Below are 25,124 nucleotides of genomic sequence, written 5' to 3' on the forward strand. Positions count from 1 at the left end.
TTATTGCTTCCTTGTTGCAATATAAACACCAAAAGTTGCCACAGCAAAACCAACTAAATCTAGATTATTCAATTTTTCATTCAAAAATATCCAAGCCATTATTGCGGTAGTAGGGGGTATTAAAAAAAATATAGAAACAGTTTTACTTGCTGAGTTGTTCTTAATCAAAAACATTAAGATTGTGAAAGCTCCAAAAGATACAAGGAATATCTGATGACTCATTGCTATTAAGAATGTGGATGTAAAATTAATATAAGGTTCACTAAAAATTAAAATAATTATTATATGAAAAGAACAGCCACCTATTGCTTGATACATATTACTGACAGACAAAGGTAAATTATTACTTATTTTTTTTTGCCATAAAGTAGAAGTTGTGATCGCTAGAAGAGCCACAAAAGAAGCTATCACTCCAAAAATAGGAAGGCTTAATCCTATATCAAAACCTAAAACTAAAGCTGCACCAATAAACCCAAGGATCACTCCAATCCATTGTTTAAAACTAACTTTTTCACCTAAAAATTTTCCTGCTAAGGCATTGGTTAAAATTGGCTGCAAAGTTACAATTAATGCAGCAATACTAGTGGGCATCCCGATTGAAACTGAATAAAAAACACCTCCCAAATACACACCATGAAAAAGTACCCCACTAAAAAGTGATTGTAGAAGGTTTCTTGAATTTGTTAAAATTTTTTGTTTTGTATAAATTGAATAAATATAGAAACCAAAAGCTACCACAAAAAATCTAAATGCTAATGCCGCAAAGGGATCACTGTTATCTATTATTGGTTTTGTTGTCACAAAAGCTGAGGACCATAAAACAATAAAAATGAATGGAAAAATTTTAACCATACCAAGGTTATAGGCTATATTTTATACCAATATTAGAGATTAATATCCAAAATGAACACTTTCTCTCTTGAGTTGTGCTTTTAAATACTTAGGATTAAGAGGGAGTATAATGATTTTAAAAAAAATATTTGCTGGATTATTTTTGCTATTTTTTCTTAATGGTTGTGTGCAAAGTACAGCCTTATTAGGACCTGCTTATACATTAGCTAGCTCTGGTAATATCTATCAAGCTGGCCTTTCATATGGTTCTAATCAAGCAGTTAAAGAAATTACTGGTAAGTCTCCTACTGAAAATATTAAAAGCTTTATAGATGATAAAAAATTAAAAGTTGAAGAAGAAGAAAGCCAAGAAGAGTTTTTTGCTTTAGTAAAAAGTAGAATAGAAAAAACAAGTAAAATTATTCAATTAGCTAATCAGTAATACCTAATAATAGCTGCTCTGATTGCCCAGTTTCTTTACACCACAGTTCATAACTTTCACACATACGCCATAAAAATTGTTGTGCTCTATTTGATGCTTCGATGAGAGTATTGTTTTCAGTCTCGTAAAGTTTAGGAATTTTAATTAAATTTTTAATAGTCATGTCTTTTTGAATTTCTAAAAGTTTAATAGTTTCATCTGGTATTTTATTTCCAGTATCTTTGTCTAGATACTCATTTTTTTTTAATTCATCAAACCATTCGTCATGTAATGTACCAGTGCTTAATTTTATAAATTCATTAGTTTCCATGAATTTATTAATAGCTTGTTTTACATCAAGCTCCGGATCTTTATTTTTTTCAATAGAAACGTAGGAGTAAATAATTTCAGCCATATATATAACATATGGTTTTTTGACTTTTGTATTCATTATCTATTTTTTATATTTTGCCATACAGGAGTTGGCTAATATTAAATTAGGATCAAGGTACAATTTTGAAACTTTAGCATTTCGTAAAGATTTATAAGCAAAAATTGCAATAGGTATCTCAGTGCAGCCAAGTATTATTTTTTTACATTTTTGTTTGATTAAATATTTAATTGCAGGCTCAATAGCTTTTTCTGCTAGTTTTATATTGCCCATTTTTACATGTTTGATTGCTTTATTTACTGAACTTGTTTGTAAATTATTTAAAGGTTTAATTATTACAAAATCCTTTTTAAAAATTTTATCATAAATCTCAGTTTTTAAAGTTCCCTCTGTTGCAAGAAGTCCAATTTTAGAATTTTTTTTACAACTTTTTTTTGTTTGTATAAAAACTTCTTTAGGCATGTTAATGATTGGTATCTTGATTTTTTTCTTTAAATCTTCATACCAATAGTGTGCAGTATTACAGGGTATAACAATAAATTTGCACCCACTTTTTTCTAATGATTTACATCCATCTAACAAACTTTTTAAAACTCTATTATATTTTTTTGTATTTTTTGAACTTCTTGGAATTGTGGATAATGATTTAGTTTGAACACCAATAGATTCTGGTCTTCCAGGAATATTTGATTTGTTATAAAGCATGAATAGGGGGTATTCTTGATCACTTTTTCCTCTATTTAACATTGCAAGTTTATTGCAAAAATCAAGTCCTGCTTGAGTTCCCATTCCACCTAAAATTCCAATCATAAATATATATATTCTATTAAATTTATTTAATATTTCCTTAAAGAGGTTTGTTGATACCTCTCATAAAAACTAAAATTAAGCAACCATCTTTAGTAAAGGACGAGTGTGTAGAGCCTGGTTCAAAAGTAACAAAATCACCTTTTTTAAAAACTTTATTATCTGGATCAGTTAATTCACCTTCTAACATCAAAAACTCTTCAAAGCCTGTATGCACATGGGGCAAACTTTTTGCATTTGGTTCCATCTTTAAAAGATAAGTTCCATTACCACCATTTTCTTTATTATAACTAATTTTATGCCAACTCATTCCAGGCACAATAACCCCATAATTATCAAATGGAGTGAATTCAACATCATAAAGGTCAGTTATTTTTCTATTTGTCATACCTGATAGCTACTTATTATTAAATTGTTATATTTGATGATTATTAATAAAATATAAATATGCAAGATATATTTATTGAAGATGTGGGAAGTGGTACTCCACTAGTGTTAGTGCACGGTTTTTTAGGATCTTCTGAGATGTGGACTTTGCAAACTGACTTTTTTAAAAAGAATTTTAGAGTTTTGGCACCAGCATTACCTGGTTTTGGAAAAAGTAATAAAGTTAACTCATGTAACTCAATTGAAGATATGGCTAAATCTCTATTGACAAGTTTAGAAAAAAAGAAAATAGAACGTTTTTATTTATTAGGTCACTCAATGGGTGGCATGATTGTACAAGAAATGGCAAAGTTAGTAGGTGAAAAAATCTTAAAGTTGATTTGTTATGGTACAGGACCAAGAGGAAATATACCTGGCAGATTTGAAACCATAGATGTTTCTAGAGACAAACTAAAAACTAATGGACTGGATAATACAGCTTATAGAATTGCAAAAACATGGTTCATTGAAGAGGATAAATCTAAATATTTTTATTTATGTGAAGAAGCGGGTAAGCAAACCTCTTTAGAGGCGGCGGACAATGCTCTTGTTGCTATGAAAAATTGGAGTGGTATTGAAAATTTAAAAAATATTAAGAACGAAACTTTGATAATTTGGGGAGATCAAGACAAAGCCTATAACTTCAATCAAGTAGAAACTTTAAAAGAAAATATTATAAATAGCGATCTTAGAATAGTTAATGGCTGCTCTCACAATGTTCATTTAGAGAAGCCAGATGAATTTAATACTATAGTGAGTGAATTTCTTAAAAAAAACTGATTGGTATTGGCTGAAATATTTAGCTAAATAATTAAAAAATTAATTTAATTAAAAAATCTCAGCCAATAGAAAGTGTGAATATTATGCAGTTTTTAAATTTACCGCTGAAGGACCTTTTGGACCATCTTCAACTTCAAAAGTCAAAGCTTGACCTTCATCTAAACCGTTCATACCAGCATCTCTAACAGCTGAAACGTGAACGAATACATCTTTTTCTTTATCTTCTCTTTCAATAAAACCAAAACCTTTAGTTGGATTGAACCATTTTACTTTTCCTTGTAGACTCATATTTATCTTCTTACTTTTTATTGTGTTACTTTTATTACTTATAATTAAGTAATTCACGCTTTGTTTAGATTTATTGAGGTTTTGTCAACTAAATTTAAAAGAATAAATAATTAAAGACTTATTTGTTGCTTATTAGCATGGTCATATAAATAGAGTTGATATCTTTTTTATAATGAGAGAAGGGCTCGCAGGGCTCAAAACCACACTTACTAAATAGTTTTCTAGCATTTAAAAAGAACTCACCGGCACCTGTTTCTAAACTTAATCTTTTAATATTAAGTTTTTTTGCCTCATTAATTAGATGATTTATGACTTTTGTACCATTTCCTTTACCTCTAAAGTTGTCACTAACCCTTATAGATTTGAATTCACCATGTTCGTTATCTAGGAATTTTAATGCACCACTTCCCATTAGGTCATTTTCTTCCCACAGGCTCCAAAATTTAATAGTTGGATCTTTTAATCCAGCTATATCAAGTACGTGAGCACTACCTTCAGGTGACACAGATCTTAACTCAATGAAATGCTTTATAAGTAGCTCATGAACTTCTGGATTATCAAAATTTCCTTCGATTGATTTTAGCATGTGAGTAATATCTACTTAAGAAGGGTTGTTAGGTGTCCCATTTTTCTTTTTGGTTTGATTTCTTTTTTAAGATAATCAAAGAAAAATTCATTTTCATTGTGTTCTTTATTTCTGTAATTAGTAATTTGATCACCAATTATATTTATCATCATTGCATTGGATATTTTTTTAAGAGGTATTTGCTCTAGTTTACAAATTGCTCTTACATGATTTTCAAATTGACTTACATTATACGCGTTAATTGTTAGATGCCCTGAGTTATGAACTCTTGGTGCAATTTCATTTACATAAAGATTGTCATTCCTATCAATGAAAAATTCAACACTTAAAGTTCCAACATATTTTAATTCTTCTGCAATTGTTGTAGCCCATAGTTTTGATTGTTCTAATATTTTATCACTAATCTCTGCTGGAATTTTAGAATTTCTTAAGATTTGATCTTCATGTTCATTTTCAATGGGTTCATAAATTTCATATTTTTGAATAGCAAACCTTGTAATGATTATTGAAATTTCTTTTTTTAATTTTACTAATTTTTCTAAAATATAACCTTTTGAATAATCAACATCAATTGAGTCTAAATTTTCTAAACTGTTAATAGGGTGTTGTCCTTTACCATCATATCCTAGTGTTGTAGTTTTAAGTATACCAGGTAATAAATCTTTAACAGAATCCATTTCAGATTTTTTTTCAATAGATACATATCTTGTAGTTCTTATATTTAGATTATTGATAAAATCTTTTTCTGCTAATCTATGCTGAATTATTCTATTTACGGAAGGTTTTGGTAAAACAGGTTTTATTTTATTAATTTCATTTAATGTTTCGTAGGGAATATTTTCAAATTCGTAAGTTACAACATCAACTTTACTCAAAAACTCATTAATCTTATTTTTATCATTATATTCACCGTGTACAAAATCATTAGAAAAATTTTGCGCAGGAGCATCAATATCATCACAAAAAATAACTGTTTTAATTTCAAGTTTATTTGCAGCAATAGCAAGCATACTACCTAACTGACCTCCACCTATAATTCCAAGAATTGGTTTAGACATATTTTAAAACTATTTTGGTTTTTTTTTAACAGATTTGCTTTGATTTAAACGAAACTGATTTAATTTTCTCTTAACACTTAAATCACTAAGAGCAATAATAGATGCGGCTAATAAGGCAGCATTAATTGCACCATCTTCTCCGATTGCTAATGTTCCAACGGGTATTCCTTTTGGCATTTGTGCAATAGATAAAAGGCTATCAAGACCTTTCAACTTTTTGCTTTCAATTGGAACACCTAATACTGGAAGAGAGGTAAGGGCTGAAATCATTCCTGGTAAATGTGCAGATCCACCAGCTCCAGCAATAATTACTGCAATACCATTTTTTTCAGCATTAATTGCAAATTCATACATTCTTTTAGGAGTTCTATGAGCTGATATTATTTTTATTTCAAATTTTATGTTTAATTTTTTAAGAATATTTTGACAAAATATCATGGTTTTGTAGTCAGATTGACTGCCCATAACAATTGATACTTTGTTTAATTTATTTTTAGCCATTTGTTGTAATTTTATTCTAACGTAAATTGTTATTTCAAATTAAGCCTAAAATTTCAATAAAATTAATAGAATTTATCTATCTTATTGATATTCTTTAAAACAAAGAAGATCACAATGAATTTTAAAATTGATAATTTACAATATTGTAACTGGTCTAGAGAAATTTTTCAGATCAATAAACAAGCAGGACTGGATGCAATCCATGTAACTATTGTTTACCACGAAGATTTTGATGAGCTAAAAACGGTATTAAAAAATTGGGAAAATCACTTTTCAGAAAATTCCGACTTAATTTTTCACGGCAAAAGTTTTAAAGATATTGAAAAAGCTAAATCTGAAAATAAAACTGCAGTTTTTTTTGGTTTTCAAAATTGTTCACCTATAGAAGATGACATTGGATTGGTTGAAAAAGTTTATGATTTAGGATGTAGGTTTATGCAGCTTACTTATAATAATCAGTCCTTACTAGCGACGGGATGTTATGAGGCAATTGATAGTGGAGTTACTAATTTTGGTAAAGAGGTTATTAAAGAGATGAATAGATTAGGTCTTGTAATAGACATGTCTCATTCAGCAGAAAAAAGTACAATTGATGCAATTGAGATAAGTGAAAAACCAATTGCAATAACTCATGCAAATCCATCATTTTGGCATCCAGCTAAGAGAAACAAATCAAACGAATTACTAAAAATTTTATCCAAACACAAAGGAATGTTGGGTCTCTCTTTATATCCTCATCATTTAAAAGATGGAACAGATTGTTCTTTAGAAAGCTTTTGTGAGATGACAGCTAAGACAGCTGAGATTATGGGAGTTGAAAAAATTGGAATAGGTTCAGATCTTTGTTTAAATCAACCAGATACTATTGTTGAGTGGATGAGAAATGGTACTTGGACTAAAAGCAAAAATTATGGAGAAGGGTCTAAAAACAAACCTGGTTTTCCAAAACAGCCTGATTGGTTTAAAGATGCAAGAGGATTTGAAAACTTAGAGATAGGACTTAAAAAAGTTGGTTTTTCAGAAAATGAAGTTGATGGAATTCTTGGAAACAACTGGTACAATTTTTACAAAGAAATGAATCAATGAATATTTCATTAAGAGACCCCAATGTAGTAATGAAATTATCAAGACTTGGGTCTTTTCATCAATCTAAACTTTCATTTTTAAGAAGTTTTTTAAAAGAGTTTAAGGATTGGAATTATAAAAGAGATTTATTTGAATTAAACGAACATGGTTATGGCACTGCAGTTTATTCATTTAAGAAAAAAAATAGAGTTTATTCATTAATTTGTTTTGCAAATGAATTAGATGATGATGAAAGATCAGATAGAGTTATAGCTACCAAATGGGATGCAGCCTTCACACTTTTTGATGGTGTTCCAAAAAAACAAGATATTGAAAGATTAAAAAACGAAGTACCCAAACAAGAATTTGGCAGACTTTCTTATAAAGAATTAACTCTTTCAAGAGCTAATAAATCAGTTAGAGTTTTCAATCATGTGGTTGAATGTTTAAGCGAAGGTAAGCAACCTGATAATGATTTGTTAACTAGTGTTGGTTATTTATATAGAACCACAGCAGTTTATGGATCAGGTAAATTTGGCTTAGCAGATAGATTTAGAATTAAAGACCGAGAAGAAATATATGGTCCATTTAGATTGGAGATGATGTTGGTTTATCTGGTAAGACAATTTACTTTTGATCAGGTTAATCATGTTGCTAAAAGCAAGAATCCAAAAAAAGCCGTAAACCTTGATATAAATATTTGTAAAAATTTAGGAATAGGAAATTCTACGGGTCTTGGAATGGCTCCATTTATTGTTAATCATCCAACTCTTTTAAATAATTGGATTTCAGCAAGAGAAATTTCTTTAAAAAAAATAAGAGAGATAAAAACAATATCAGAGAAAGATAAAAACTTATTTTTAGAATGTTTAAAAAAATCAATAAAGAATATCACTTCTTGGAATACAGAAAGTGAATATCAAATAAATAAAATTAAATCTTTATTAAAAGATCTTAATGAATTTATTGTCTACCTAGATAATGATTTTAATTTTGAGCAAGATTATGCTTTTAATGAATTGTATCTGTATTTAGAAAAAGAATATTGTGAAGAATGTATTGAATATGTCGTCTCAATGATGATGGAACCTTATGATGATATAACGTCTCCGTTAATTAAAGAAATGAGCTCTGAAGAAGAAAAATACTTTAATATTCCAACTGAAAGAACAGTAGAAGACTTAAAGCTGATTTTAGAAAAAAAATATCCAGATATTCTAACTATAGATTTTACTAAAGATGAAAATAATTTAAATTTTTGGTTTATCTCAAAAAATAAAGAAGAGCCAAGACTAGCAAATAGATTTGATGAAGAGGGTGCTGAGTTAGAACAACCCTTAGCAATCGCAAGGGATATTAAAAAACTTTATGAATTGTTATCAGTTACTAAAAATAGCTGGACTATTGCTAAATTTTTATCAACTAATAATGAATTAAGACACGTTGTTAGAAGAGCATTTATAGTAGAGAAATTCCCTTATTCTGAAATACAAGACAATACTATTGGCCAAAAAATAATGCCTATTGATATGCTGAGGTTAAAGTTATCATTCTTTGGAGCATTAAAATTCGATCCACGTTCTGATAAGTGGCTAAGAATATGTATGTTTCAAGGTGCACCCCTACCAGAGCAATTAAAAAACTATGATGAACATTGGGTTTATAATTAATCAACATGAGATCATTAAGCGAAATAGATACAGTTTCTAAAAGATCAAGTAGAGCTGCTGGATATTCTTGGGGTATTGCAGAAGAAATTGGAAAAAACATAAGACTACTTGAAATTTTTAGCTTACCTGGAATTAAAAACTTAAATAGTTTTTTTAAGAAAAAAAAAGAAACAAGGTTAGAGAATATCAGCATCATAAAGCAAGACAATGAGGCTGGTAAAAATGAATATTGCCCAATAATCGCAGGGGTAAATTTTTTAGATCAGATTAAAACTCTAGAAACTTTAAATGAGATAACGTTTAAAAAAATCTCATATCCATTACTTTTCCTACCATTTGTAAGTAGAGCAGCTGAGGTAATCGGTAAAAGAATATTCTTAAAAATGGATGACAGGGAGTTTTTGTTAAACTTCAATAACAATATTTATTCTAATTATACTAAAAACGAAATCATCGTATCTGCTGAAAATATTTACTTAAAAGTTTTAGAAAACAGAGACTCGTTTGAAGAAAAAGAATGGAATGAGCTTTATAAGCTTTCAGAAGAAACTTTTGTTGAAGAAAATGACAGTTTAAAAGAAAGTGGTGCTGGTGCTGGATTAACTGATAACGATTAGTTTATTTAAATTTAGTCATTTCCTTAATATGAGAAGGTCTTGTTTCACAACATCCACCTAAAATAGTTGCACCTGTATCTTTAAATTTTTTAACAAAATTTGCCATCAATTCAGGTGTTAAGTCTTTTCTTTGACCCAAAAATTCATTTGGGTTACCAGTTTTGCTCATATTGTAATTGTTAGTATAGCCATCTTTAGGCTTAGTTGTCACGAAAGCATTAAGTTTAAATCCAAAAGGAACACCTAAATTTTTTACTTCTTCTAAATTTTCAGAAAAGTTTTCAGGAGAAACGCACGATAAAATTAATCCTAGTAAATTGTTATGGTTAATATGATTAATAATATCTGATATTTTTTCACCACTTGGAAGATTTATTCCCTCAGAAATATGAGCGCCTATTAAATATGGCTTATTAAATTTTTTAATTGCTTCAATTGCTAACCTAAACTCTTTTACGCTAGACAAAACATCTAGGTAAAAAAAATCAATATAAGGATCTAATAATTTTGCTTGATCATAAAAATTTTGTTTAATTTCATGATCTGGCCTTGTATCTTCTTCGTATGTTAAATATTGAGGTGGAAGACCACCTGCAATTAACACATTAGGATATTGTTCTTTTGCTTTCTGAGCTATCTCACCAGCTTTTTTGTTTAAGTATTCAAATTTATCTTCAATTTTATTATCACGTAATCTTATTCGTCTAGTAGTAAAGGTTGCTGTAACAATAACTTCAGCACCTGCTTTAATAAAATCTAAATGTGTGTCTAGTAAGAGTTGATGGTATTCTTCTTTTAATACAGCATTTGCACTCCACAATGTGCCGTTTGGCTTCATACCACGAGCCAACAATTCTTGCCCCATACCACCATCTAAAATTCGTGTTGTTTTAAAAAAATTAATATCCATTTTTATTCCTAACTTTTTTAGTGCTTTGGCTTTATGCCAGGTGCACAATACAGCTCAACTACCTTTACCAATTATATAATGATTTCCTTTTTAGCAGTTAGTACCTGCAATATGGATCAAATCGGTTAAACTATCTATATATCTAATAGACTGATTAGTAAATCACTTCTTGAATAATATTTTAGCATTAAATGAGAAGGATCTTCTCTCACCATCAACATTAAATGGATAAGCTGTGTGCATTAAATAATTAGGAAAAATCAATAAATCTCCTAATGTAGGGTTTAAATTATAGATACTTTGACTTAAAAAGTTTTTTTGACCATTAATAAAATCAATTGTTCCATTAGTTTTAATCTTTTTATTCTTAACTAGTTTATTTTGATTCATATCTTTTGGGATTTTAAGATAGCCAACCCCTGACAATTGTCCTTCATGATAATGAATTGGATTATATTCATTTTTTAACTGTTTAACTACCCATAGATTTATTATCTTAATTTCTTTAATTTTTTTAACACCTGACTTATCAAGGTAAACTTTAATATTTTTTATTAATTCTTTAGACAAACTCTTATTAATTAATGTTTTAGGTATCTTAATTTCATTCTTAATTTGACTTGCAAGTTTAGAGCTATAGTCATTTTTTTTAGATAATTGAGATTTATCAACGTGATTATTTAATATAGTAATAATTTTTTTGGATAACTTTGTTTTTCCTATGGTGGGTCCAAATGCTCTGAATGTTTTCATAATTTTTCTATAATAATTTAATACTTCTGTTATGCAAACAACTTTAGTCCCATTCGAATAGCAACAAATATGACAAGTGCTGATGTTACAAGAGCCAATATTCTTGCAGGGAAAATTTTAATATTCAAGAAATTTCCTAATTGACCGCCTATTAAAACAAACAGAAATAATGGCCAATAATCAAAAATTCCATTTATTGTTGATGCCTTTGTAAATTGGCCAGCAAGTCCTGATAAAGAATTAATCAGTATGAATAATGATGCTGCTGTTGCAATGTTTTTTGCTTTATCTACTCTAAATAATAACAATATAGGGCTTAAGAAAATTCCACCACCAATTCCAACTATACCAGACACAAATCCAATAGATGCACCAATTAATATCGATAACATTTTTGGTATCTTTTTATAAACTTCAATTTTTTGATCAAAAGATTGAAATTTCAAGAGGAGTAGAACTCCTGCTAGTGCTAAGACTAAAAAAAGTAAAATTTCAAAAATTTCTTTATCTACTGATAAAGATCCTCCTATGAATGCAAGTGGCACAGATGAAATCAAATATGGGGCAAGGATCTTAAAATTGATATTTCCAGCTTTAATATAATTTATACAATTTCCTGATACGACAATAATATTACAAAAGAGAGCAATTACAGGAAAGATCAAGTAAGGAATATCCCAAATTAATAGAAAGGCTAGATAGGTAGAGCCACCACCAAAGCCAACACTTGAATATAAAGTTGCTGTTAGAAGAAATAAAAATGATAATATAATCATAATAATTATTTTAAATTTATGATTGTAAATATAGCACTTTTAACAGTTACAGATACTAGAACTTATGAGAATGATAAGTCAGGTGCGATCTTAGTGAAAAAAATAGAGGAGGCTAAACATAAATTAGTAGATAGAAAAATTTGTAAAGATAACAAAGAGGACATCATTAAAATCCTTAAAGATTGGATTAATCAATCTGAAATAGATGTTGTAATTACAACAGGGGGCACTGGGCTTACAGGTCGAGATATTACACCAGAGGCAGTAAACGATATAGCTGACAAACATATTCCAGGTTTTGGAGAGGTGTTTAGAACAATAAGTTTAAAAACAGTTGGTACATCGGCCATTCAATCTAGAGCTTGTGCAGTACTAGCTAATGGAAAATATGTATTTGCTTTACCAGGTTCTTCAGGCGGGGTAACGGATGCCTGGGATGGAATTTTAAAACATCAGTTAGATATAAATCATAAACCTTGTAATTTTGTAGAACTGTTTCCAAGACTTAAAGAAAAATAATTATTTTTGATATTTTTCTTTCCACTCAGAATAAGGCATACCATATATATGTTCACGTGCATCTAAGTCTGAAATTTCAATATTTTTTTTTTCAGCTTCTTCTCGGTACCATTTTGATAAACAGTTTCTGCAAAAGCCAGCAAGGTTCATAATATCTATATTTTGAACATCTTTTCGTTCATCTAGATGTTTGAGCAATCTTTCAAATGTAGCAGACTGTAATTCTTTTTTTATATTATTATCCATAACTAAATTATTAGACACATTTCAATTAAGCACAAGATGTAGGCTATATTCAATCTTAAGTAGAAAATAATAATATAATTAATAGATCTTTAGATCAATTTTTGTTTAGTTAAGTGATGGCTACAAAAAAGAAAAAAACAGCCAAAAAATCTAAAAGTAAGACCAAAAAAAAAATTAAGAAAAACTTGGTCAAGCAATCACCTAAAAATATTAAAAAAGTTAAAAAGAAAAAAGGTGTGGCTAAAAAGAAGTTACTTAAGCCAATAAAAAAAAATAAGCATAAGAATATTAATAAAAGAGAGAGGGTAAAAATGAGCACAGAAACAGTAAAAGGTGGACGATCTCCATTACTAGATACGTCTCACTTAAAAGTTAAATTTCCATTTAAAGAACAATATGGAAATTTTATAGGTGGCAAATTCGTTAAACCAAAATCAGGAAAATATTTTGATAACGTAAGTCCAATTAATAATGATGTTATATGTTCCGTTCCAAGATCAGATGCAAAAGATGTTGAGGCTGCATTAGATGCTGCACACGCTGCCTTTCCTACTTGGGGAGTTTCATCAATAACTGAAAGATCCAACATACTACTTAAAATAGCTGATGTTATAGAAAAAAATCTTGAACTATTAGCTACTGCTGAATGTTTAGATAATGGAAAACCAATTAGAGAGTGTATGGCAGCTGACTTACCATTAGTTGTTGATCATTGGAGATATTTCGCTGGAGTAATCAGGGCAGAAGAAGGTTCGGTTTCAGAGATAAGTAATAGTGAATATTCTTATCATATACCTGAACCACTTGGTGTAGTTGGACAGATTATACCATGGAACTTTCCATTATTAATGGCAACATGGAAACTTGCACCAGCACTAGCTGCAGGTAACTGTGTAGTTTTAAAACCAGCTGAGCAAACACCAGCATCAATCTTGCTATTAATGGAACTTATTGGAGACTTATTGCCTCCAGGAGTTGTTAATGTTGTAAGTGGTTTTGGTCTTGAAGCAGGTAAACCATTAGCCTCATCTAAAAGAATTAGAAAGATTGCTTTTACTGGTGAGACTACAACTGGACGTTTGATCATGCAATATGCATCACAAAACTTAATTCCAATAACTTTAGAATTAGGTGGAAAATCTCCAAATGTTTTCTTTGAAGATGTTATGGATCAAGATGATGATTTCTTTGATAAATGTCTTGAAGGTTTTGCAATGTTTACTCTTAATCAGGGTGAAGTTTGTACTTGTCCTAGTAGAGTATTAATCCAAGAATCTATCTATGATAAGTTCATGGAAAGAGCAGTTGCTAGAACGAAAGCAGTCAAGCAGGACAATCCTCTAAAAATGGAAACTATGATTGGTGCTCAAGTATCATTAGAACAAATGGAAAAAATAAAGTCTTACTTAGATTTAGGTAAGAAAGAAGGTGCCAAAGTTCTATGTGGTGGTGAAGTTGCTAACTTAAACAGTGGTTTGGAAAAAGGAAATTATATCCAACCTACTATTTTTGAAGGTAATAACTCTATGAGAGTTTTCCAAGAAGAAATTTTTGGACCAGTTGTATCTGTTACTAAATTTAAAGATGAAGCTCATGCATTAGAAATAGCTAATGATACTCTTTATGGTTTAGGAGCAGGTGTTTGGACTAGAAATGGGAATATTGCTTATAGAATGGGAAGAGGAATCCAGGCTGGTAGAGTTTGGACTAACTGTTACCATGCTTATCCAGCTCATGCTGCTTTTGGAGGTTATAAACAATCTGGAATCGGTAGAGAAACACATAAAATGATGCTTAATCATTATAGACAGGTGAAAAACTTACACGTGTCGTACAGTGAGAAAAAATTAGGCTTCTTTTAACAGATATATTATGATGGCCTGTATTAAACTACAGGCCATATAACTATGAAAGTTTCAGCAACCCCTTCAGCTTTAGAACTAATTGAAGATCTAAAGAAAGATCATGGTAAAGAATTACTCTTTCATCAATCTGGTGGATGTTGTGATGGAAGTGCTCCAATGTGTTATCCTGTTAAAGAATTTTTAGTAAGTGATGACGATGTTTTAGTTGGAAAAATTGGTGGTATTCCTTTTTACATAAGTGAAACTCAACATGAAGCATGGAAAAATACAGATTTAATTATTGATTGCATTCAAGGTATGGGTGGAATGTTTTCTTTAGACAATGGAACTGGCAGAAGATTTTTAACAAGATCTGAGATTTGCGTTCCTGAAAAAAAATCAATTAATTAATTAAATTTCATTTTAACTCTTAGTGTAAGTAAAATTACTATAATAATAAGATAAATCAAAGGTTCAACTGTAACTACTTTAACTAACCATAAGTAGTGAATAATTCCTAATAAAGAAATTATATAAACAAGCTTGTGTAGTTTTTTCCATTTATCTCTCAATAACCTTATCATTCGTTTAGATGAAGTAAGAGCAAGTGGCACTAATAAAAGCCAAGCTAAAAATCCAGCAAATATAAATTTTTTTTTTATAATATCATCACCAATACCAGACCAATCAAAACGATAATCTATGCCAACATAAGTCATCATGTGTGCTGATGCGTAAAAAAAAACAAACAAGCCAAACATTCTCCTATAGCTAATCCAAAAATTTAATTTAGTAAATTTTTGTAAAGGGGTCATTGCAAGAGTTATTATGATAAAACGAAGTGTCCACTCACCAGTATCATGTGTTATTTTTTTCACAGGTTCAGGACCTAATTGGTTAAAAGCAATTTGATAAAAAATAATTAATATTGGTAGTAAGCAAAAAAAGAAAATTGATATTTTTATATATTTTTGCATAGTTTAAAAAACCAACTAAATATTTTTAAAAATTTTTCTTTAAATCCATACCAGAGTATAGATTTGCAACTTCATCACCGTACCCATTAAACATTTCAGTCTCAATTCTAGGAGCTAAAATACTTTCACCTATGACACGTTCTGTTGCTTGTGACCATCTTGGATGCGAAACATTTGGGTTAACATTTGAATAAAATCCATATTCTCTTGGGGACGATCTCATCCAAGATGATGTAGGCATATTTTTAACTAATTTTATTTTAACAATTGCTTTTGCACTTTTAAAACCATACTTCCAAGGAACAAAAATTCTTAATGGAGCTCCATTTTGATTAGGCAATGCTTTTCCATAAAGCCCAGTAACAACTGTTGTTATAGGATGCATAGCTTCATCAATTCTTAATCCTTCTCTATAAGGCCAATTTAAAACTGGATATCTTTGGCCATTCATTTGTTCAGGGTCATAAACACTTTCAAATTCAACAAATTTTGCAGTATTTTTAATAGATACTTTACTAAGTAACTTACTTAGAGAAAATCCCATCCAAGGAACAACCATAGACCAACCCTCAACACACCTTAGTTTGTAGATTCTTTCTTCCGAAGGAAATAAAGAAATTATTTCTTCAGCTGAAATCGTAACTGGATTTTCTACTTCCCCTTCAATAGTTACACTCCAAGGTTTAGTAATAAATTCTTGTGAATTTCTATAAGGATCACTTTTACTGGTACCAAATTCATAATAATTGTTATACGTCGTAATATCTTCATATGATGTTAGCTTAGTTTTATTTTGTGAATAAGCATTGTTTAAGAATGGTATACTGCTCAAAGATATTGAACCAACACCAAGCCCAATTGATTTAATAAATTTTCTTCTTTTATTGTAAATTAATTCTGGTGTAATTTCTGAATGTTTATATTTTTTCATTTTTAATAGGATTACCTTTTAACCATTCAGTTTCATCATTTTTATAATGTTCTTTTTTCCAAATAGGTGATCTTTTTTTGATTTCTTCAATTATATACCTAGATAATACGTAAGCTTCATCTCTATGTTTGCAGGCAACTGCGATAATTATGCTAGTTTCTCCAAGCCCCACATAGCCCTTTATATGCTCTATAAAGACTGCTTTATCTATAATTTTAAGTTTTTCTGTAGTCTCTTTATAAATTTCTTCAAAACTTTTTAGTACTAGTTCGTCATGACTATCATAAGTTATACCAATAACTTCTTTATTTTCATTAATATTTCTTACATTTCCTGTAAAAATAATTGATGCACCATATGAGCAGGATTTTATAAATGCTTCTGCTTCAGAAGTTTTTATGTTATTTTTTTCAATATCTATAATTTTTGCATGTAACATCAGCCACCACCTATTGGAGGTATAATCCCAATTTTTTGATCTTTTGTAATTTTAAAATTATCATTAACAATATTATTATCTTCAGAGCAAAAAGCAGAGCTTTTAACTATTTTTATAAAATCTTCATTACCTTTAAAATTAATATCCAAGTAATTGATGATTTCTCTTCTTAAATCTTTGATTTCAATTTTTTCTTTAATATTAAATTCTAAGTAATCTTTATTGCTAAAATCTCTACTTGCTCCAAATAACTCAAGTTTAACTTTCATGTTTAAAAAATATCTTTTAAAAACTCTGGTAGTCCGTCAGGATTGATCCATAGACCACTTTTTCCACCTTCTTTAATTAATAATTTCACATTATCAATTCTAAGATTTGGGTTTACAATTTTACTAAGATCATAGATTGTAATTAATGCAGCATTAACTCCCATAATAGCTTCCATTTCAACACCAGTTTTTGCAACAGCTGACACAACACAAAAAACCTCTAAAGAGCTATCATCTTCATGCATGATAATTTTTGTTGCAGTATGATCTATTGGAAGTGGGTGACATAATGGAATTAATTCACTAGTTTTTTTAACACCTAAAATTGCTGAAACTTCAGCTAAAGTGATCGGATCACCTTTAGGCATTTCTTTATTTCTAATTAGATTAAAAACTTCTTTTCCTACATAAATTCTCCCAGAAGCTAACGCTCTTCTAAATGTTTCTTTTTTTGATGAAACATCAATCATGTTAAAAGAATTTTTTTTAAAAATTTCTTTAGCCCAGTCTTTTAATTTTTCCTCGTTTATCACTTTTAAGTTTGCCATTTATCCTCCAGTACTAGATAAATTTGGAGTAATTCCAGTATCTCCAAGCTCTAAATAATGTGACTCTTTTTTAAGATGCAATTGTTTTATGATAAGATCAACAAGCTCATCTTTTTGAGTATCATCTTGTAATAGATGTCTGATGCTAATTCCAGTATTACCAAATAAACATAATCTTAGATCTCCTCTAGAGGTAACTCTTAATCTATTACAAGTTTGGCAAAAATCTTTAGTATAAGGAGCAATTAATCCAAATTTACCCTTAAAATTTGGATGTATAAAATTTAATGAAGGGCCCGCATCTTTCCCATAAGTTTGTGGTATCCAGTTATTTTTCTCTAAATAATCTTTGAATAATTTAGAGGAAACATGATTTTTTTTAAAATATTCTAAATTATCACCAGTTTGCATCAATTCTATAAATCTAAAATCAATATTGTTATCTTTTATGAAATTTCCAAATTTTTCAAATTTTTCATAGGTATCATTAATACCTTTGAGTAAAACGGCATTAATTTTTATATTTTTAAAATCTAGTTTTTGTAAAATCTTTATGCCTTCTAAAATTTCATTAAGCCTGTCATGTCCTGTTAGTTTTTTAAAAGTTTCTCTATTTAAACTGTCAATACTAATATTTATTCCATCTAAACCAGCTTCAAATAATTGTTCTGCAATTTTGTTTAAACGATAACCATTAGTTGTCATTGTTACTTTGGGTATATTGGAATTTTGCTTCATATCTTTTAAGATATCAAAAAAGTCTTTTCTAACTGTTGGTTCTCCACCAGTTAATCTAATTTTACAAACACCCAATTCAGACAATGCTTTTGTCAATCTGGATATTTCTTGAGCAGACATAAAACTTCTCGTGTCACCAGGTGTTTTTTTGTAACCTTGTGGTAAACAGTAGGAGCACTTATAATTACAGACGTCTGTGATCGATAGTCTTATGTAGGGAAATTTTCTTCCAAAAGTATCACTTAGTAATTTCATCTTATATTTATTACATTATATTATAATAATAATATATGAGCAAAATTATTACCAAATCAGAACTGGATCTATTTAAAAAAGACGGAGCTGTCTTAATCAAGAGTAAATTTGATAACGCATGGATTGACAGGTTAAAAACAGGGATTAATAAAGCTAAAGAAAACCCTAGTCCTCGATTTGTAAATCATACTAAAGATCAAAATCAACCTGGATATTATGAGGATTTTTGGACTTGGGATTTGCATGAAGAATTTAGAGATTTCGTGTTTAAATCTCCTACTGCAAAAATTGCAGCAGAACTTTTGGAAGCAAAAAAAATTAATTTAGTAATGGATAATTGGTTTTTTAGAGAAGCAGGGTCAAAATCATTACCCCCTTTTCATCACGATATATCATATTTTGATTTTGAAGGATCTATGTGTGTTTTGTGGATACCACTTGAACCAATAAAAAAAGAGGATGGTATAGCATGGGTTAAAGGTTCTCATTTGTGGGATAAATTATTCCTAAGAACGCGGTTTAATGACGGCCATGAAGTTGATGGTGAACCAGGGATTGTTAATGGAAAAAAATATGAATTAACTCCCGATATATTAAAAAATAAAAATGATTATGAGTTTTTGCAGTGGGATCTAGATATTGGGGATTGTATTTATTTCGATATTAGAACATTACATGGAGGATTAGATACCGTTATACCAAATAGAGATATACATCGTTACACATTAAGAATGGCAAAAGAAAATTCGCAGATTATTTATAGGGGAGAATGGGCAAGAGAGGAAAGGTCTATTATGGAAGCTAATGGCTATAAAAATGGTGATAAATTAGAAGGTATAATGTTTCCAAAACTTTGGTCTTTAGGATAAAAGTAGTAAAAATTTATAAATCATGTACGAAAAATTTGGACAATTTATTGATGGTAACTGGTCTCCTTCAGCAGACAAGGGAACTTATGAGGTTATCAATCCAGCAACAGAGGAAATTTTAGGTCATGCTTCTAAAGCAACATCTGTTGATGTTGATAAAGCATTAAAGTCAGCTGAAAAAGGATTACAAATCTGGAAAAAAACAACACCCTGGGACAGATCTTATATTCTTAGACGTATAGCAGATAAACTGCGAGAGAAAAAAGATTTATTAGCTAAATGGATGACTTTAGAAAATGGAAAACCTTTAGCAGAAGGTGTTGGTGAAACAAACGGAGCAGCAGACATTTTTGAATGGAATGCTGAAGAGACAAAAAGAATTTTTGGACAAACTATTGAAAGTAGATTTGAAGACACAAGAGTTCATGTTTATTATCAACCAGTTGGAGTTGTAGCAGCATTATCGCCTTGGAATTTTCCACTTATTTTAGCAGCTAGAAAAATATCTACTGCACTGGCTGCAGGGTGTTCGGTAATTATTAAACCTGATACAATTACACCTGGTGTAGTAATGGAGTTGGTTGATATTTGTAGAGAGTGTGGGGTTCCACCAGGAGCAGTTAATCTTTTATCAGGCGATCCACCAAGCATAGCCTCTCAATTAATTCAATCAGATATAGTTAAAAAAATTTCAATTACTGGATCTTTAAGAGTTGGAAAATTAATTTTAAAACAAGCTGCTGATAAAGTTCAAAGAGTAACAATGGAGTTAAGTGGTCATTCTCCTTTTATAGTTTTTGATGATGCTGATGTTAAAAAAGCAGCTGATATGGCTATTGCTGCAAAATTTAGAAATAATGGACAAGTTTGTATTTCTCCTAATAGATTTTATATTCATGAATCAAAAAAAGAAGAATTTATTAATTTATTTATTGAGAGAACTAAAAAGTTAAAAATTGGAAATGGAATGGATCCAGACACTCAATTAGGTCCATTAACTACTCAAAAAAGATTAAATGAAGTTGAGGAATTAGTTGAAAAAACTAAACAAGAAGGTGCTAAAGTTTTATTAGGTGGAAAAAGACCAGCAGGCTTTAATAAAGGTTTTTATTATGAGCCAACAGTTTTTGATGATGTAAAAGATGATTTTACTATTATGAAACAAGAACCATTTGGACCATTAGTTCCAATGTTGTCATTTAAATCTTTTGATGAAGTCATTGAAAGAGCTAACGATAATGACCTTGGTTTATGTAGTTATGTTTGTACTAATTCAATGGAAACAGCTAATCTGGCATCAGAAAAATTAGAAACTGGATCTGTAGCAGTTAATACAGGAGTTGTTGCGGTTGCTGAGGCACCATTTGGTGGTATAAAACAGAGTGGATACGGAAGAGAAGGTGGATCAATGGCTATCAAAGATTATCTAAATGTTAAATATACTCACATGGGCATTAAAGGCTAAATGAAATGCAGATAGGGTTTGATGTTGGTGCAACGAAGATTGAAAGTGTAGTTTTAGATAGAGAAGGCGCTGAACACTTTAGAGAAAGAAGAGGCTGCCCAAAAGATTATAACGAAATTATCAAATTAATAAAAAACACCTCTTTAGAATTAGAAAAAAAAATATCACAAACTCTTCAAGTGGGTGTTTGTCATCCAGGTGTTCATTCACCACAAAGTGGTCTTGTTAAAAATGCACCTAATTGTATATGGATTGAAAAAAAACCATTTCAAAAAGATTTACATGAAGCTTTAGGAAGAGAGGTTTTTTGTGAAAACGATGGTAATTGTTTTGCATTATCAGAAGCAATTGATGGTTCGGGAAAAAATTATAAAATTGTTTATGGTATTATTCTAGGATCAGGTGCTGGAGGAGGGCTTGTTATAGATAAACAAATTGTATCTGGACCAAATGGTATTGCAGGAGAATGGGGTCATAATCAACTACCATATATGGCTGCTAAAAAAGAAAACCTTGAAACATCGAACCTAAGAGAGTCTGAGATAGAAAGTTTTATTTCAGGGATAGGTTTAGCAAAAAAATATAATAAAAAATATAAAACAAATTTAAAAACTAAAGACATTTTTCAACTTAACTCTAGACATGATATAGATGCTGAAAAATTTATTGATCAATTTAAAATTAATTTAGCAATGTCATTAGCAACCATTATAAATATAATGGATCCTGATGCATTTGTTTTTGGTGGAGGTGTCTCTAACTCAATTGATTTTTTTCCTGAGGTTCAAAATCTAGTAAAAAAATATGTTATTGGAAGAGAATACGAAGGAGTTTTTCTTAAACCTAAATATGGTGATGCTAGTGGTGTTAGAGGAGCTGCTAGATTGGGTAGAAAAAGTAATTATTAGTTAATTCTCGTGAAAAGTGATTTTCTGTTTTTTTATAATAAAATATTAACAATTAAATCAATATCAATTATTAAAAAGTGTTAAAACAATTATAAGTTGTGTGTTCAATTACCACTTACTATTTAAAGGTTTTATTTGTACAAATTCTTATCAAATATTTAATTTATTTAAATTAACCAAAAGGAAAAATATGAAAATAAAAAAAGTATTAATTGCATTATTTGCAATTTCTTTAGTTCCAAATATTTCATTTGCTGGACCTAAAGCTGAAGTGCTTCACTGGTGGACATCTGGTGGAGAAGCAAAAGCATTGAGTGTTTTAAAAGCTGACTTTGCTGCAAAAGGTGGTGTTTGGACTGATATGCCTGTTGCAGGTGGTGGTGGAGATGCTGCTATGCAAACTTTAAAAGCTCGTATTGTTGCTGGTGACTCACCTGCAGCTGCACAAGTTAAAGGACCTGCAATTCAAGAATATGATGATCAAGGTGTTATCAAACCTTACAACATCGACTCCGTTGCAAAAGCTGAGGGTTGGGACAATTTAGTAAGCAAACAAGTTGCACAACATATGAAGTGTAATAATTTTACACAATATTGTGCTGCTCCAGTTAACATTCACAGAATTGATTGGTTTTGGGCTAACAAAAGTGTTTTAGATTCTAATGGAATTAAAATGCCTACTACTTGGAAGCAATTTAATGCTGCAGCAGACAAACTACAAGCTGCAGGTATAATTCCATTTGCTCATGGTGGTCAGCCTTGGCAAGATGCTACTGTTTTTGAGGCTGTTGCTTTAGGAATAGGTGGAAATGATTTCTATAAAAAAGCTTTTATAGATTTAGACCCAAAAGCTTTAAGTGGTTCAACTATGGTTAAGATATTTGACCAAATGAGAAAACTTAAAGGATACACTGATGCAGGTTCACCAGGAAGAGATTGGAACGTTGCAACTGGTATGGTTATGGACGGCAAAGCTGCTTTTCAAATTATGGGTGACTGGGCAAAAGGAGAATTTTCTGCAAAAGGTTTAACACCTGGAAAAGATTATCTTTGTTCACCAACACCATCAAATAATGGATACCTTTATAATGTAGATTCTTTTGTATTCTACAATGTTAAAGGAGCTGATAAATTAGAAGGTCAAAAGTTACTAGCAAGTTTGATCATGGGTAAAAACTTTCAAAAAGTTTTTAACATGTATAAAGGCTCAATACCTGCAAGATTAGATGTTTCAATGGCTGACTTTGATGATTGTGCAAAAAAATCAAATTCAGACTTGAATGCAGCTAGTAAAGCTGGTGGTTTAATGCCTAGTTATGCTCATGGAATGGCTCTAAAAGGAGCTCAGTCTGGTGCAATAACTGATGTTGTAACTGAACACTTTAACTCAAACATGTCTTCAAAAGATGCTGCAATGAAACTAGCAGCAGCTGTTAAAGCGTCTTTGTAATTTTAAAGTTAAAACAATTAAAATCTGTGTCACTAAGTTAGTGGCACAGATTATTTATTTATAATGTATTGGTTAAAAAAGAATTTACCTAAAATTGTAGTTGCACCATCTTTTGCAGTTATACTTTGGTTTGTATATGGTTTTATTGGGTGGACTTTCTATATATCACTTACTAAATCAAAACTATTACCTAATTATGAATTTTGGGGAATTCACCAATATGTTCGGTTATGGCAAATGCCACGTTGGCATATAGCCGTTGAAAATTTATTTATTTTTACAAGTTTGTTTATTATTTTATGTATTTTTATTGGTGTCATTCTTTCAATTTTTTTAGATCAAAAAATTAGATCAGAAGGAGTTATAAAAACTATTTATCTTTATCCAATGGCATTATCTTTTATTGTAACGGGCACTGCATGGAAATGGATTTTAAACCCTACAATGGGGATTGAAAAATTTGCACACCAAATTGGATTTGAAAACTTTCAATTTGATTGGTTGGTTACCCCAGGAATGTCTATTTACACAATTGTAATTGCAGGAGTTTGGCAATCATCAGGATTTATAATGGCTATTTTTTTAGCAGGCTTAAGATCTATAGATGACGAAGTTATAAAAGCCGCAAAAGTTGATGGTGCTAGCACTTTTTCAATTTATATAAAAATTGTTTTACCCATGATGCGACCAGTGTTTATGAGTGCAATTGTAATTTTAGTTCATTTATCAATTAAAAGTTATGACCTGGTAATTGCCTTAACTGCTGGTGGCCCAGGAATTTCTTCAGATATGCCAGCAGTATTTATGACAAAAATGGCTTTTGGAAGAAGTGAGGTTGGACTTGCATCTGCTAGTGCAATTATGATGTTTGCTACAGTTTCAGCAATAATTGTACCGTATCTTTATTCAGAATTAAGAAGGGAGCAAGATGCTAAATAAAAAAAAAGTATCTCGTATTTTTCTTTTTTTAGTTTTAGGAGTATTTGTCTTTTATTATATCACCCCTTTGTATGTAATGATTGTTACTTCATTAAAGACAATGAACGAAATAAGAGAAGGTAACTTATTTAGTTTGCCAAACAGTATTAATTTTGAATCTTGGAAAATTGCATGGGCTGGTAGAGGTGAAGGAACTAGTGATGTTTTTTTAAAACCATATTTTTTTAATTCACTTAAAATAGCTATACCTGCTCTAATAATTTCAACATTTCTAGGAGCTCTAAATGGATATGCTTTAACAAAATGGAAATTTAAAGGTGCAAATTTAATATTTTTACTATTTCTTTTTGGCACTTTTATTCCTTATCAAGCAATACTTCTTCCCATGGCTAGAACCTTGGGTTTTCTTGGAATATCAAATTCACCATTTGGTTTAATACTTGTTCACACTGTGTATGGCTTAGGGTTCACGACTTTGTTTTTTAGAAATTATTATGTTTCAATATCAGATGAGATTATTAGAGCTGCTAAAGTTGATGGAGCAGGTTTTTTTAAAATTTTTTTTAAAATATTGTTACCTGTATCATTACCAATCTTAGTAGTGACAATTATTTTTCAATTTACACAAATTTGGAATGATTTTTTATTTGGTGTGACTTTTTCCTTTGGTGAAAATGCACCGCTTCAAGTAGCGTTAAATAATATGGTATTAACATCGGCCTCTGTAAAATATTATAATGTTGATATGGCAGCAGCAATTATGGCTGCATTACCAACTTTAATAATATATGTCTTAGCAGGTAATTACTTTATTAAAGGACTAACAGCAGGGTCAGTGAAAGGATAA

32 protein-coding genes and 1 riboswitch are annotated in these 25,124 nt (G+C 30.1%); of the genes, 14 read left to right on the top strand and 18 right to left on the bottom strand.

Annotated features, from left to right (window positions below):
- Positions 1-852: a DMT family transporter gene (locus AC5SLN_RS01635; RefSeq protein WP_494593789.1), complete on the bottom strand. Its 852-nt coding sequence runs from the start codon at positions 850-852 to the stop codon at positions 1-3.
- A 109-nt stretch (positions 853-961) separates the two neighbouring features.
- Here AC5SLN_RS01635 and AC5SLN_RS01640 point away from each other — a divergent pair, with 109 nt between their 5' ends.
- Complete coding sequence (locus tag AC5SLN_RS01640; RefSeq protein WP_494593791.1) at positions 962-1,273, top strand: hypothetical protein; 312 nt, start codon at positions 962-964, stop codon at positions 1,271-1,273.
- Here AC5SLN_RS01640 and AC5SLN_RS01645 read toward each other — a convergent pair.
- The 3 genes from AC5SLN_RS01645 to AC5SLN_RS01655 are packed head-to-tail and all read right to left on the bottom strand — an operon-like array spanning position 1,263 to position 2,838.
- Positions 1,263-1,703, bottom strand: a complete 441-nt coding sequence (locus AC5SLN_RS01645; RefSeq protein ID WP_494592220.1) for a hypothetical protein — start codon at positions 1,701-1,703, stop codon at positions 1,263-1,265. The two genes, AC5SLN_RS01640 and AC5SLN_RS01645, sit on opposite strands and share 11 nt — an antisense overlap.
- A gap of 3 nt (positions 1,704-1,706) precedes the next feature.
- Entirely contained in the window at positions 1,707-2,453 is a 747-nt protein-coding gene (locus tag AC5SLN_RS01650; RefSeq protein ID WP_494592222.1) for an aspartate/glutamate racemase family protein, read from the bottom strand.
- A 37-nt stretch (positions 2,454-2,490) separates the two neighbouring features.
- Entirely contained in the window at positions 2,491-2,838 is a 348-nt protein-coding gene (locus AC5SLN_RS01655; RefSeq protein ID WP_494578448.1) for a cupin domain-containing protein, read from the bottom strand.
- A 59-nt stretch (positions 2,839-2,897) separates the two neighbouring features.
- On the opposite strand from AC5SLN_RS01655, the gene AC5SLN_RS01660 reads away from it, so the two are divergent.
- Complete coding sequence (locus tag AC5SLN_RS01660) at positions 2,898-3,656, top strand: alpha/beta fold hydrolase (protein WP_494592224.1); 759 nt, start codon at positions 2,898-2,900, stop codon at positions 3,654-3,656.
- Positions 3,657-3,737: 81 nt separating this feature from the next.
- Here AC5SLN_RS01660 and AC5SLN_RS01665 read toward each other — a convergent pair whose 3' ends face one another.
- From AC5SLN_RS01665 to purE, 4 genes are all read right to left on the bottom strand, one after another.
- Positions 3,738-3,944 (bottom strand): cold-shock protein, encoded by a 207-nt coding sequence (locus AC5SLN_RS01665; RefSeq protein ID WP_006998008.1) that lies wholly within the window; start codon positions 3,942-3,944, stop codon positions 3,738-3,740.
- A 118-nt stretch (positions 3,945-4,062) separates the two neighbouring features.
- Positions 4,063-4,530: a GNAT family N-acetyltransferase gene (locus AC5SLN_RS01670; protein WP_278386947.1), complete on the bottom strand. Its 468-nt coding sequence runs from the start codon at positions 4,528-4,530 to the stop codon at positions 4,063-4,065.
- Between the two features lie 11 nt (positions 4,531-4,541).
- On the bottom strand, positions 4,542-5,588 hold the full coding sequence (locus AC5SLN_RS01675) for a 5-(carboxyamino)imidazole ribonucleotide synthase (RefSeq protein ID WP_494593793.1): 1,047 nt from the start codon (positions 5,586-5,588) through the stop codon (positions 4,542-4,544).
- Positions 5,589-5,597: 9 nt separating this feature from the next.
- On the bottom strand, positions 5,598-6,089 hold the full coding sequence (gene purE, locus AC5SLN_RS01680; protein ID WP_494592228.1) for a 5-(carboxyamino)imidazole ribonucleotide mutase: 492 nt from the start codon (positions 6,087-6,089) through the stop codon (positions 5,598-5,600).
- Between the two features lie 114 nt (positions 6,090-6,203).
- Between purE and AC5SLN_RS01685 the strand changes: the two genes are divergently transcribed.
- The 3 genes from AC5SLN_RS01685 to AC5SLN_RS01695 are packed head-to-tail and all read left to right on the top strand — an operon-like array spanning position 6,204 to position 9,441.
- Positions 6,204-7,175, top strand: coding sequence for a membrane dipeptidase (locus tag AC5SLN_RS01685; protein WP_494578454.1), 972 nt, complete (start codon positions 6,204-6,206; stop codon positions 7,173-7,175).
- Complete coding sequence (locus AC5SLN_RS01690; protein ID WP_494592231.1) at positions 7,172-8,824, top strand: hypothetical protein; 1,653 nt, start codon at positions 7,172-7,174, stop codon at positions 8,822-8,824. Before AC5SLN_RS01685 ends, AC5SLN_RS01690 begins: the two co-directional genes overlap by 4 nt.
- Positions 8,825-8,829: 5 nt before the next feature.
- Positions 8,830-9,441 (top strand): DUF3726 domain-containing protein, encoded by a 612-nt coding sequence (locus AC5SLN_RS01695; RefSeq protein WP_494592233.1) that lies wholly within the window; start codon positions 8,830-8,832, stop codon positions 9,439-9,441.
- 1 nt (position 9,442) lies between these two features.
- Here the strand turns inward: AC5SLN_RS01695 and AC5SLN_RS01700 are convergent, their stop codons facing one another.
- The 3 genes from AC5SLN_RS01700 to AC5SLN_RS01710 all read right to left on the bottom strand — a co-directional run bounded on the left by AC5SLN_RS01700 (position 9,443) and on the right by AC5SLN_RS01710 (position 11,880).
- The gene (locus tag AC5SLN_RS01700) at positions 9,443-10,351 is read right to left on the bottom strand and encodes a homocysteine S-methyltransferase family protein (RefSeq protein ID WP_494577130.1); all 909 of its coding nucleotides are present in this window, start codon (positions 10,349-10,351) and stop codon (positions 9,443-9,445) included.
- Positions 10,352-10,360: 9 nt separating this feature from the next.
- Positions 10,361-10,424: riboswitch (SAM riboswitch) on the bottom strand.
- Positions 10,425-10,513: 89 nt separating this feature from the next.
- The gene (locus AC5SLN_RS01705; RefSeq protein WP_494592237.1) at positions 10,514-11,104 is read right to left on the bottom strand and encodes a 2OG-Fe(II) oxygenase family protein; all 591 of its coding nucleotides are present in this window, start codon (positions 11,102-11,104) and stop codon (positions 10,514-10,516) included.
- Positions 11,105-11,133: 29 nt separating this feature from the next.
- Complete coding sequence (locus tag AC5SLN_RS01710) at positions 11,134-11,880, bottom strand: sulfite exporter TauE/SafE family protein (protein ID WP_494593795.1); 747 nt, start codon at positions 11,878-11,880, stop codon at positions 11,134-11,136.
- Positions 11,881-11,898: 18 nt separating this feature from the next.
- Here AC5SLN_RS01710 and moaB point away from each other — a divergent pair, with 18 nt between their 5' ends.
- A complete protein-coding gene (moaB, locus tag AC5SLN_RS01715) occupies positions 11,899-12,399 on the top strand; it encodes a molybdenum cofactor biosynthesis protein B (RefSeq protein WP_494577132.1) in 501 nt (166 codons plus the stop codon).
- Here the strand turns inward: moaB and AC5SLN_RS01720 are convergent, their stop codons facing one another.
- The gene (locus AC5SLN_RS01720) at positions 12,400-12,645 is read right to left on the bottom strand and encodes a DUF1244 domain-containing protein (RefSeq protein WP_271499342.1); all 246 of its coding nucleotides are present in this window, start codon (positions 12,643-12,645) and stop codon (positions 12,400-12,402) included.
- Positions 12,646-12,956: 311 nt separating this feature from the next.
- Here AC5SLN_RS01720 and adh point away from each other — a divergent pair, with 311 nt between their 5' ends.
- Positions 12,957-14,507: an aldehyde dehydrogenase gene (gene adh / locus AC5SLN_RS01725; RefSeq protein WP_494594193.1), complete on the top strand. Its 1,551-nt coding sequence runs from the start codon at positions 12,957-12,959 to the stop codon at positions 14,505-14,507.
- A gap of 45 nt (positions 14,508-14,552) precedes the next feature.
- On the top strand, positions 14,553-14,900 hold the full coding sequence (locus AC5SLN_RS01730) for a DUF779 domain-containing protein (RefSeq protein WP_006997157.1): 348 nt from the start codon (positions 14,553-14,555) through the stop codon (positions 14,898-14,900).
- Here the strand turns inward: AC5SLN_RS01730 and msrQ are convergent.
- The 6 genes from msrQ to moaA are packed head-to-tail and all read right to left on the bottom strand — an operon-like array spanning position 14,897 to position 18,646.
- Complete coding sequence (msrQ, locus tag AC5SLN_RS01735; protein WP_494592243.1) at positions 14,897-15,466, bottom strand: protein-methionine-sulfoxide reductase heme-binding subunit MsrQ; 570 nt, start codon at positions 15,464-15,466, stop codon at positions 14,897-14,899. The two genes, AC5SLN_RS01730 and msrQ, sit on opposite strands and share 4 nt — an antisense overlap.
- A gap of 25 nt (positions 15,467-15,491) precedes the next feature.
- Complete coding sequence (msrP, locus tag AC5SLN_RS01740) at positions 15,492-16,397, bottom strand: protein-methionine-sulfoxide reductase catalytic subunit MsrP (protein WP_494593797.1); 906 nt, start codon at positions 16,395-16,397, stop codon at positions 15,492-15,494.
- Complete coding sequence (locus AC5SLN_RS01745; protein WP_494592246.1) at positions 16,384-16,836, bottom strand: molybdopterin synthase catalytic subunit; 453 nt, start codon at positions 16,834-16,836, stop codon at positions 16,384-16,386. Before AC5SLN_RS01745 ends, msrP begins: the two co-directional genes overlap by 14 nt.
- Complete coding sequence (locus tag AC5SLN_RS01750; RefSeq protein ID WP_027306642.1) at positions 16,836-17,105, bottom strand: hypothetical protein; 270 nt, start codon at positions 17,103-17,105, stop codon at positions 16,836-16,838. The genes AC5SLN_RS01745 and AC5SLN_RS01750 overlap by 1 nt, the downstream gene beginning before the upstream one ends.
- Before the next feature lie 2 nt (positions 17,106-17,107).
- The gene (moaC, locus tag AC5SLN_RS01755; RefSeq protein ID WP_494593799.1) at positions 17,108-17,653 is read right to left on the bottom strand and encodes a cyclic pyranopterin monophosphate synthase MoaC; all 546 of its coding nucleotides are present in this window, start codon (positions 17,651-17,653) and stop codon (positions 17,108-17,110) included.
- Positions 17,654-18,646 carry a GTP 3',8-cyclase MoaA gene (gene moaA, locus AC5SLN_RS01760; RefSeq protein ID WP_415315625.1) on the bottom strand — a complete coding sequence of 331 codons (993 nt, stop codon included), beginning with the start codon at positions 18,644-18,646 and terminating at the stop codon, positions 17,654-17,656.
- Between the two features lie 35 nt (positions 18,647-18,681).
- On the opposite strand from moaA, the gene AC5SLN_RS01765 reads away from it, so the two are divergent.
- The 6 genes from AC5SLN_RS01765 (at position 18,682) to AC5SLN_RS01790 (ending at position 25,124) form a co-directional block, all read left to right on the top strand.
- Complete coding sequence (locus AC5SLN_RS01765) at positions 18,682-19,515, top strand: phytanoyl-CoA dioxygenase family protein (RefSeq protein ID WP_494593802.1); 834 nt, start codon at positions 18,682-18,684, stop codon at positions 19,513-19,515.
- Positions 19,516-19,537: 22 nt separating this feature from the next.
- A complete protein-coding gene (locus AC5SLN_RS01770; protein WP_494593804.1) occupies positions 19,538-20,980 on the top strand; it encodes an NAD-dependent succinate-semialdehyde dehydrogenase in 1,443 nt (480 codons plus the stop codon).
- A gap of 5 nt (positions 20,981-20,985) precedes the next feature.
- Entirely contained in the window at positions 20,986-21,888 is a 903-nt protein-coding gene (locus AC5SLN_RS01775; protein WP_494593806.1) for an ROK family protein, read from the top strand.
- Positions 21,889-22,078: 190 nt separating this feature from the next.
- Positions 22,079-23,338: an ABC transporter substrate-binding protein gene (locus AC5SLN_RS01780; RefSeq protein WP_494593808.1), complete on the top strand. Its 1,260-nt coding sequence runs from the start codon at positions 22,079-22,081 to the stop codon at positions 23,336-23,338.
- Between the two features lie 63 nt (positions 23,339-23,401).
- On the top strand, positions 23,402-24,277 hold the full coding sequence (locus AC5SLN_RS01785; protein ID WP_018413991.1) for a carbohydrate ABC transporter permease: 876 nt from the start codon (positions 23,402-23,404) through the stop codon (positions 24,275-24,277).
- Complete coding sequence (locus AC5SLN_RS01790; protein ID WP_018413992.1) at positions 24,267-25,124, top strand: carbohydrate ABC transporter permease; 858 nt, start codon at positions 24,267-24,269, stop codon at positions 25,122-25,124. Before AC5SLN_RS01785 ends, AC5SLN_RS01790 begins: the two co-directional genes overlap by 11 nt.

The sequence above is a fragment of the Candidatus Pelagibacter sp. PS_31 genome, assembly GCF_059417865.1.